Source organism: Phormidium sp. CCY1219, from assembly GCF_035615515.1.
Classification (GTDB): Bacteria; Cyanobacteriota; Cyanobacteriia; order Cyanobacteriales; family Laspinemataceae; genus CCY1219.
In genome coordinates, this window is the sequence record NZ_JAJENT010000673.1 from 1 (window position 1) to 10,705 (window position 10,705).

Genomic DNA, 10,705 nt, shown 5'->3' on the forward strand with positions numbered 1-10,705 from the left:
CCATTAATTTCAACGGCGCTATCGGCAATAATGCCATTGGTTTCGATATCACTGCCGTCAATACTAACGGTATTTCCCGAGTTAATCGGTTGGAAAACCGTGACGCTACTACTGCCATTAATATCGATACTGTTTGTGGCAGATAAAGCCTCGGTTTGAATTTGATTCCCGGAGAGGGATAACCCGTTTACGGGGGTTGTTTCACCCACGGGGTTTTCTAAGGTAATATTGGCAGTTCCGGCGTTGAGAGAGAGGGTTTGATTTCCATCGACCGAACCCGTGAAATTAATATTGCCATTGCCAGTGGTGGTATCGATGCTCACATCAGACAGGAGGGAAATTCCCGCCGCATTGAGGGTGACGCCATCGCTGCCCTGGGTCGTGAGATTGCCGGATAAGGCGATCGCGCCTGTGGTGGTGGCAGTAAGGCTATCCAGAGGAGTGGTATTTCCCACGGCGGGGAGAGCGATGTCTGCGGAACCTGCGGTGAGATTGAGGGGAAAATTGCCGTCGATCGCGTTACTATTGAGGGCGATCGCGCCATGGCCGATAATGGTATCGATAGTTACCGGACCGGTTAAGGTAATGTTAGCCGAAGTGAGACTAACACCATCTGCGCCAGTGGTGGTTACATTGCTACTTAACGCGATGTCGCTGTTGGTGGTTGCCGTTAATGCGGTCAGCGCAGTGGTACTGCCGATCGCGCCATTAAAGGCGATCGCGCCGCTGTCGGAGGTGACAGTTAGAGTCTGCGCGCCATCGAGAGGGGTATTAAAGGTAATGTCGCCACTGCCCGATTGAATGGTGGTGGGAAATACCAGGGTAGCGGTATTGCTGGTAACAATGCCAGAACCGTCACTGCGACCGATTGTCAGGGAGCTAAACCCTTGCAGGGCGGCAAGGTCGGTGGCGGTGATATCTAAGGTGCCGATGCCGCTATCGGTGGCATTCCCGATCGCGATCGCCTGAGTGGCGGTGGTGGGTTGCAGGGCGATCGCGCCGTTGCCCAACATTGTAGCGCCAAAGTCCAACTCGTCGCCGCTTAAGGTGATATCCCCCACCACCGTGACATCATCGCCATACACTTGACCCACGGTGCCGGTTGTGGTAACGTTGCCATTGAGTGCGGTAGTGCCGCCAGCATCGGTGGTCAGGCTTTCAGCAGCGATCGTACCTTGAAAAACTGTGGTGCCGGTGCTGTTGGCGGCGATCGCGCCGAGGGGAGTGGTGCTACCCACGGTATCGGCGATTTCGATAGTGCCGGTGCCGGCATTCAGGGTCAGGTCTGCATTGCCATCCACAGTGCCGCCCAACTGCAGAAGTCCGCCAGCAGTCTCTATGGTTGCTGCATTGGTAAGGGTAGTATTGCCACTGATAATAATCCATTGCGTAGCAGTAGTGAGATTAGCTCCCAGGGTGGTATTCCCAGACAGGGTAATGGAAGCATCATCGGTGCCGGTAATTGGCCCTTGCACGGCGATCGCGCCATTGGGGGATTGCAGGATTAGCGGATCGGCACTGCTTATCCCATTCGCATCCACGGTCAGCGTCCCGCTACCATCTGTGCGTCCGATGGTTTTCTCGCTAAACCCATCGGCGATCGCCAACCACTCGGTTTCCGTCAAGTTCAGACTTCCCGCCACGGTAGTAGTCGCACCCACCTGAATATTGCGGCCAGCATCGTTCGGTTGCAACGTGAGCGTCGCGCTGTTGTTGCTGGAGATGCTATCCGGTGTGGTGGGTAACTCAATCTCATCTCCGGTTAATTCGATGTTTCCCCCGGTTCCCGTTCCACCGGGTTCGCTAGAGGCATTGATGCGAGTGGTGATAGTGAGAGTATTCCCGGCATTGAGGGCGATATTTCCGCCATTGCTCGTGCTTGCGCCGCCGAGACTATCCAGGGACGTGGAGTTTATCTCGGCGATCGTGATGTTATCGGTAGCAGTGACCTGGATAGCGCCGCCATTGCCCGCTAGACCGCCGTTTCCGTCAGCACTGGAGTTGATATTTCCCGCTGTGATATCCCCGTTGGTGGCGGTGAGGCGAATTTCCCCGCCATTCTCTCCGGGGTCGAACGTACCCGTGGTAACGTCGCCGACGGCGATACTTGCTGCCGAAATCGACAGATTTCTAGAGCGCGCCAAAATCCCATCATTGAGATCCTCCATCGAAAACGATCCGACCCCATCTCCATCCGCATCGGCGGTTAAAGAAATCGACCCCCCGGGACCTTCTGCAAATATCAAACCGTCCCCTAAGTTCTCGACTACGATATCGTTCGTTGCTTCTAGGACAATATCCGCACTGGCGGGCAGTAGGGACAATGTTTCCACCGAAATGGTATATTCTCCCGTGCCATCTCCGGAGAAAATCGCTCCTTGCGGGTCTCCAGCATTGGGGATATCGGCGTTGAGTTCGTTGTCATTTGCGGCTTCGCCGGCTGTAGCCACGATGCGGATATCGGTGGGGTCGAGCAACAAAGTGCCTAACTGGCCCTGGGGCGCGCGCAGATCCACTTCCCCGCGAAACTGCAAGGTTTGCTTGCCGGAAATTTCTACAAAGCCGCCATTGTGAGGGGTGGAAGTGGCTGCAGAACCGCCCCGGGCGCTAATCTTGCCGGAAAACCAAGTATTCTCGTCCGCCCAAACGATAACCCGGCCCCCGTCTCCCGTCTCTAGGGCATCGGCATTGAGCTGGGTGTGGGCACTGACGAAGGTGCGATCGGCGTTGGGAATGCTGCCTTCCCCGCGAAAGTCCCCGCCGATGCGAATCGTCCCCCCACCGTGGTTTCCCGAGGCATCGATAGTGGCATCGATCGCCGCCACCCGAGTTCCCAGCAGATTCACTTCTCCCCCGGTGAGCGCGCCTCCCTGCCTTTGCGCTACATCCAAGGTACCGGCAGCGATCGCATCCCCGGGTTGCGGGTCGAGGGTCATCCCGGAACCGGATATCGCAATGCTGCCATCGGGGTTAACTCGCACATCCCTGGCATGATTCGCACCGCCTCCCGTGAGCAATTCCGGCAAGGCAAGCGGGGTGAGAGACCTAGCGGTAGTGAGAGAATCCGAGGCAACCACCTCTAAACTCAGCAGATGGTTCGCTTGGGAAATGCGAATCGCACTTTCTCCGGGAACCGCCGCCAGAGTAATGCTTCCCCCGGGGGCGGAAAGGGTGCCGGCATTCAATACCGTACCGCCGAAAAAGGCAATGTTCCCCCCCGGTTCTACGGCTAAATTCCCCAGGTTGACGATTGACCCGGGATAGGAAACATCGAAGGCAAATCGAGCGGGAGCTCCCACCAAAGCCGCCCAATTATTATCGCCAATCGAGCGGAACCAATGCTCTCCAAATCCGATGCGCGTGGCACTGGTTGCGGTAAAATCTCCCGGCACGTTTAAGGTAGCATTCGGTCCGAACAAAATGCCTGCTGGGTTGACTAAAAATAAGTTGGAATTTCCGCCGCTGACTTGAATCAATCCGTTGATAATCGAAGCGTCGCCGCCGGTGACACGCCCGAGAATGTTTTGAATTTCCGGGCTAGAAATAAAATTGGCCGTTTCCCCCGCATCTAAGCCAAAGCGGGAAAAACTGTGAAATAAATTGCCCCCATCGCCGGAAAGCTTTCCTCCGTGGATATCGTAGCGATTTTCTTCCGGCGTTACTCGAGTATTCGTCCCGTCAGCAGCCGGTGCGATGGGTTGGGCGAGGGATTGTCGCTCTCCCGCCTCGCTGAAGATTCCCAAAATAATAGCAGCTACAACAAACGTAATTTTTTTCATAGGAGAATTCCAGTAACTAGACTGAGCTACAATACCGGTTTTTATCAAAAATAGAGAGGTTTACCTAGCCTAGAGAAATTATTTCTCTAATATATTTTTTACCGATTTTTTATAAAAATGTCAAGCGGTGGAGGGAAGATTTACTAAATCTTTACATCTCATCGAATTACTCAAAGCCCAGTGCGGGTCAGTGGATCCGGTTTACGCGATCGCCCTGGGTCAAAGGTAGGTCTGTATCCCTAGGCGCGCGTAAGGGAAACTCGGGTTTAGGGGAGGAAATTTTACCTAAATTGAGAAGCCGGGAGTCTTTGGGAGTGGGGGTTTCCAACATCGAGTAGGGGCGATCGCATCCCCACGCCAGATTTTACCTCCTTGGAGTTTAATACACTTAATTTGCATGATATTTAAAAGAGACTCCACCGAGTTGCGCTTTAAAAAACGCAAACATAGGAACCCCCTAGACCGGGAAGTGGATGTGCTAAATTTCCAGCTTTGCCGCGTTCTTTCTGCCTTTCCCAAGCTTAGGCAAAACCTCGCTTCAACCGCCCCCCTTTCTTATCAAAAATCCGCCCAAAATTGACCCAACTTACTTAACCGAGGTTTTGAGCAATTTAAACGTAAAAAACCCCGCCGGCAATTTCAGCGAAGCGATCGCCTTCCCGCCGGGAAACCCCGAGGGGAAAAACCTGTGGAAGGCGCTATCTTGTCCTCATTCTGCCTTCTACTGGGGCGCGATCTCTATCCACCGGGTTTTAAGTCTAAAGATTTGTTAAGTTTCGTTACAAAGCCGTTCGATATTGGCTAAAGTGATTATAGATGGAAAAACCAGGGTTAAATTTCCCGCTAACCTGAAGTTGCCAGAAAAAAACTCACTTAACCAAGGTGCAGTAGAATCAATAAAGACCGGGGGGGCATGCAATCAATCTTAGAGGGCGATCGCCCATACACCTACATCGGTAAGTTTAGGGCGGGGGAGCTGACAGCAGGAAGGGCAAGAATGAACGGGGAAAAAGCGATGGCAACAAGAGCCAAGACTCGCTCGAAAATGGGAACTGGCAAAGGCCACTGCTCGCCTCAAAAATCTGCTGTGGCTTCTTTTTTTTAGATACCAGGGAGTCAAACGAAGGAGGAGAACCAGTGATTCCGATGAAGTTTGAAAAACAGCGGCTTCCGAGGAACCGAGAAGCAAGGGCAATGCCCTATCAAACGGTAAAAAAAAGAAATTGGTTCCAGCGATCGCAGCAGTTATTTCCTTGGAAAAAAGGCTTCGTCGGGCAATTAAGCATTGCGAAAAAAATTGGTTACGGATATGCCTTAGCCATTGGGATTGCGGTGGTGGGAACCAGCGCCGGACTGACGATTGGAGATTATTACAAACAACAGGCACAGGAGCAACTGATACTGGTAGACGAACAGCAAGATTTGCTCAGGGACTTAGAAAGTGCAGTCGTAGACGTGCGATCGCATCCGCAGCGGTTGCTACCGGTGCTGGGAAAATCCATTTTATTTGAATACGAAACCTCGAAATTCAGTGCCGAAGTCAAACAATTAAACGCCCAGCTTTCGGAAATCGAATCCTTCCTCAACACTTACCCCGAAAGACTCGCCGTAGCGCCAGCAGATTTTCAAAAATTGCTCGTCGGCTATCGCAGCAATACAGAAGCCTACCAACAGCTAATCAGCGCGATGTGGGAGGACATTAATCCAGAAAAACTAAGCCGAGAAAACCTCTCCGAAGCCAGACAGAGGCTCTTGGTCAAAACCAGTGGAGAAAAAGCCATTCACATTGATTTTAAATTCGAGCGGCTGGCCGAACATTTAAACAGTATTATTGTCGCTTCGGAAACGCAACAGATGCAAGCGAATCAGAGGGTCGAGCGAGCGGAAACTCTGAGAATGCAGATTGTCGCCTGCAGTATGCTACTCTCGGCGGCGATCGCCACAATTTTGGCCCTGCTCACCAGTCGCGCGATCGCTCATCCCTTAGAATGGCTCACCCAAGTCGCGCACCGGGTCACTAAAGAATCGAATTTCAAGCTGCGCGCCCCAGTCACCACCGAAGATGAAGTGGGATCTTTAGCCACCTCTGTGAATCAACTGGTCGAATGGGTAGGAGAATACACCCAACAGTTAGAAAACGCGCGGGAAACCTTAGAACAACGGGTAGAAGAACGCACGCAAGAACTCTCCCAAACCCTGGAAGAACTCAAGCACACCCAAGCACAACTGATTCAAAGCGAAAAAATGTCCAGTTTAGGGCAACTGGTAGCCGGCGTTGCCCATGAAATCAATAACCCGGTAAACTTCATTTACGGCAACTTGAATTATGCCAAAGATTATACCCGAGATTTGCTCGAATTAGTCAAGCGCTATCAAGAACACTATCCCGAAGCAGATCCGGATATAGAAGACTACATCGAAGACATCGACTTAGAGTTTTTGGTCGATGACTTGCCGAAAATTCTCGACTCGATGAAAATGGGAGCCGATCGCATCCGCCACATTGTTCTATCGTTGCGAAATTTCTCCCGCTTAGATGAAGCGGAGACCAAAAAGGTAAATCTGCACGAAGGACTGGAAAATACTTTGTTAATTCTCAAGCACCGCCTAGAGAACATCACAATCATCGAAGAGTATGGCAATTTACCCCCCATCCAGTGCTATCCCGCTCAACTCAACCAAGTGTTTATGAACGTGCTGGGAAATGCCCTCGATGCATTGTCCGAAGTAGAAGCAACCGAAAAGAGCGATCGACCCTCGCAAACTCCGCCTCCCTCTCCCACCATTCGCATTCACACCGCCGTGGAAGGCGATCGCGCGGCGATTCGAATTACCGACAACGGTCCGGGTATTCCCCCGGAGACATTAGAGAAGATTTTCGACCCATTTTTTACCACCAAACCGGTGGGCAAAGGAACGGGACTGGGGCTGTCGATTGGGTTTTCAATTATTCAAAAACACGGCGGCACCATTCAAATCAGTTCCGAAGTCGGACAGGGAACTGAAGTGGCGATTTTCCTCCCGATCCAGTAAACAGGAGTAGGAGCTAAAACGATGAAAAGGCGTTATTTTATCCAGTATAGTCTGTTATTTGTTGGCGGTTGTGCCAGCGCCACCCAAACTGATTTATCCCGGAGCGCGAAACCGGAAAAACTGCGATTAGCCATCACCGATGCTCATGGTATGGAAGAGTTAAAACGCCATTACGACCCCTTCCGGCGGGCGTTATCCGAGGTGTTAGAACTGCCCATCGAGTTTTACCCCGTGGAGAACTTTACCGCCGCCGGATCGGCACTGCACTTAAATTTAGTGGATTTAGTGTTAGCCGGACCGTCGGAATATGTGGTGGTTCATGCAAGGACGAATGCAGTGCCGGTGGTGGAACTCACTCGCCCCGGATACCGCACCCAGATTGTGGTGCGTGGCGACAGCGGGATAAAGTCTCTCGAACAGTTAAACGGTAAAACCATTGCCATGCGAGAGGTCGGCTCAACCAGTGCCCATTTGGGCAGTACGAAACTGTTGATGGATGCGGGATTAAATCCCCAGGTTGATTATACCCCGGTGATGTTAGGAAAAGAGGGATTTAATGCCTTAAAGAATGGCAAAGTGGATGCCTGGAGTGCTTCTACTTTTACGTACAAAAGAACCTTAGAACAAGAAGGGCTATCGGAAGCGGAATTTCCGGCGATCGCCACCGGGCCGCTATTGCCCAACGATATTTTTGTAGCCAACAGCAAACTGGATCCAACCTTGATCGAACACATGCGATCGCAGATGCTGGAACATCAAGACAAACTGATGCCCACCTTACTCGTTACTCCCAACCTGGCCAGTCGCTTTCAAAACTCCAAAATCATTCCTGCCAATGACGATCGTTATAACATGATTCGCGAAGCGTATAAAGCCACCGGTCAGGGGGATTTCATCCAATAGAAACTCTCCGTGCGACCCCTGCCGCCAGTCGGTGGGGGGATGAGCCTTGCAGTGGAAGAACCCCTGCCCTCGGGGGAATACTAACTCAGAGCGTGACTCAATCCAATACCCTATCCTACCATGAAACGGCGCAACTTCCTTTACTACGGCTTATTATTTGTGGGAGGCTGTACCCTCCTCCCCCAACCCGCCCGCGATCGCGACCCCTCCCGCCGAGGAAATCGCCCCGAAACCCTGCGATTTACCGTTACCGATCGCAATGGCATGGAAGAATTGCAGCGCGATTACGAACCGTTTCGCCAAGAACTGGCACGAGTGTTAGACAAAAAAATCGAATTTTTCCCCACTGAGAACTATACCGCAGCCGCCTCCGCACTTCAACTCGATCGGGTGGACTTAGTGTTAGCCGGTCCTTCGGAATATGTAGTAATTCAGGCAACCACCAATGCGGTTCCCCTGATTTCCGTTACCCGCCCCAACTGGCGATCGCTCATCGTGGTCCGTGAAGATAGCGGTATCCACTCCCTCACCCAATTACAAGGCAAAACCATTGCAATGGGAGCCATTGGCGGCACCAGTTCTCATCTCGCTCCCACTAAATTTTTAATCGATGCCGGATTGAATCCCAATACCGATGTCACCATCCGCATGTTAGGAACCCAAGGATTTAGCGGACTAGAAGAATTAAAAACGGGCCAGGTAGATGCCTGGGGCGGAGCTTCTCATCGCTACGAAAACTTCCTCGAGGCTGAGGGCGCAAACCGCAGTGCTTATCCGCCCTTAATTACCGGGCGTATCCTTCCCGGAGATGTGCTGGTTGCCAACAGCAAACTCGCTCCTGACTTCATCGAACAGCTACGCGAGCGAATGCTAAAAAACCGCGATCGACTGATAGAAGCCATTCTCGCCACTCCCAACAATCAGAAATATCGCAAATCTCAAATCGTGCGCGCCAATGATGTGGAATACGAGTTGATTCGAGAAGTGTACAAAACCATCGGACAGGGAGATTTTATGCCCTAAGATTAAAAGGAAATCCACCGATTCGTTCCCCACGGATCCCCCGCTTCCTCCCCGCCCCCGCCAAAACGCCGGGACAACCCAGGGATTTCCCGTCAGGTTGCCCATTACAATGAAAAGGTAAATGCTTCCAGCCTGCGATCGCAGGCTAAACTGATGTCGTGACAGGCGTTCCCCTGTCGAGAAAGCCGCTTATCTTACACCCACAACTATGGCAGGCTACAATATCGGCCTTGACTTTGGCACCACCAACTCGATTATCTCCTCCTTGAACGCGGGAGGCGTTCTCGAAGCCTTCCAATATGGAGGGCCACAGGGCCAGAAATACGTTCCTTCTTTCATTGCCTACGATGAGGGCTTTGCGGATATCGGGATGGCAGCGCGCACCACGGCGGCGAATCACCCGGATGTGGAGAGTTACGGCAATTTTAAAATGTGGTTGCCCCTCCCCCCGTCTGAAGTAGCCGATCGCTTCACCGGCGATCGCACCCCCATCCGTTTCACCCGCGACTACCTTTCCGAACTGTTAATTTCTCCAGAGAATCCTTACAGCTTCAGCAATCAACAAGGTCCCATCGAACGCCTAGTGGTTTCCGTCCCGGAAATTTGGCAGCGCGATATCTATAACCGAGGTCGAGAATCCCTACAAAAACTGATTCGCGAGCTGCAATTACCCCTGGTGCAACTGGTTAGCGAACCCGTAGCTGCCGCGACCTATTATGCCTGGGAAATGCAGCGCCGCACTCAGCACACTTCCACCAAGTCTTTTACGGGAAATTTGCTCGTGTGCGACATGGGCGGCGGGACTTTTGACGTTAGTTTGTGTCGCATTTATGGCGATAAAAAAGTCGAAGTGCTTTATTTTGACGGCCAAGGCGATCGCGGTCTCGACTCTGCCGGCGTTGCCTTCGATCGCCGCTGCGTCCAACAAGCTTACAAGGCTAAACACGGTCAGGCGATCGCGGAAAATCAACCGGAATTTATGCGCTTGTTGCGGGAATTTGAAAGCGTCAAAATTGCCACCCACGCCCGCGTCACCCGCAAACTGAGCGAGGCGCTCAAAAAACCCAAACGCTACGCCGATAAAAATATCTATGTCTTTGCTGGCGGCTACTGCGTCACCTTTCGTCAATTGCTCACTGCCTTTGCACCGATCGCCCAAGGCATCCAAACCGTCATGGAGCGCTTAAAACGATGGGTCAACCACCACCAAATCCCTATCGATCGCCTCTTTCTCGTGGGCGGTTTTTCTCAGTTTTTATTGGTGCAAAAAACCATTGTCAAGGCTTTAAAATTTACCCCCACCGACTCGCGGATCGACCGCAGTTTTAATATCACCCATAGCACCTATGCCATTTCCTATGGCGCTTGTTTGATTGCCAATGGTTTAGTCCAACCTACGGAAAAATACGTTCATACCTTGGGAATTGTGGTGGACGCCATGAACTCCCAAGCACAACGCGAACCGCGCTTTATTCCCATCATCCAAGGGGGATTGTCTTTAGATGCCTTGGCTCAACCGCAATTTGCCGATATCCCACCTTTGGTGGTGTTTCAAAATGACTCGCCCCTCACCCTGACTCTGTGGGTAGACCCCCAGTCTCAAGGCACTCGGTTTCAAGAATCTATCCCCGATACCGTGAAGCTTCCGAGTGACGAATCCGACGATTTATGGCGGGTGGGAATGCGCGTCGATCGCTCTCAAATCGGCTATCTCGTGATTGAAGACGTTCAGGGAAAAAAGCGGGTCGAATACGAGTTGGGCAATGCGATCGCCAATATGTTTCCCGGTTGTATTCTCCTCAATCCTTCCGATCCTACCCCCCCTCGCCATCGCGATCGCCCCTGAAAATCTCAGTCTTTGGGTTTATAATAAAAAGAAACTGATAGTCAAGCGTCAGGAACCCCATCCCTAAAGGGAGGGGCTTGGTAAGACTTTATTTTCCCAAGCTCACCTGACCAGAAGACCA

General features: G+C 52.0%; 5 protein-coding genes. 4 read left to right on the forward strand and 1 reads right to left on the reverse strand.

What is annotated here, in order from left to right:
- A partial coding sequence (locus tag LKK83_RS19515; protein WP_324632967.1) for a two-partner secretion domain-containing protein occupies positions 1-3,779 on the reverse strand: 3,779 nt, incomplete at its 3' end.
- Between the two features lie 1,146 nt (positions 3,780-4,925).
- Between LKK83_RS19515 and LKK83_RS19520 the strand changes: the two genes are divergently transcribed.
- The 4 genes from LKK83_RS19520 to LKK83_RS19535 all read left to right on the forward strand — a co-directional run bounded on the left by LKK83_RS19520 (position 4,926) and on the right by LKK83_RS19535 (position 10,584).
- Positions 4,926-6,812 (forward strand): sensor histidine kinase, encoded by a 1,887-nt coding sequence (locus LKK83_RS19520; protein ID WP_324632971.1) that lies wholly within the window; start codon positions 4,926-4,928, stop codon positions 6,810-6,812.
- Positions 6,813-6,833: 21 nt separating this feature from the next.
- Entirely contained in the window at positions 6,834-7,715 is an 882-nt protein-coding gene (locus tag LKK83_RS19525) for a PhnD/SsuA/transferrin family substrate-binding protein (RefSeq protein WP_324632968.1), read from the forward strand.
- A gap of 120 nt (positions 7,716-7,835) precedes the next feature.
- Positions 7,836-8,738: a PhnD/SsuA/transferrin family substrate-binding protein gene (locus LKK83_RS19530; RefSeq protein ID WP_324632969.1), complete on the forward strand. Its 903-nt coding sequence runs from the start codon at positions 7,836-7,838 to the stop codon at positions 8,736-8,738.
- Positions 8,739-8,946: 208 nt separating this feature from the next.
- A complete protein-coding gene (locus tag LKK83_RS19535; protein WP_324632970.1) occupies positions 8,947-10,584 on the forward strand; it encodes an Hsp70 family protein in 1,638 nt (545 codons plus the stop codon).
- The last annotated feature ends 121 nt before the right edge of the window (positions 10,585-10,705 follow it).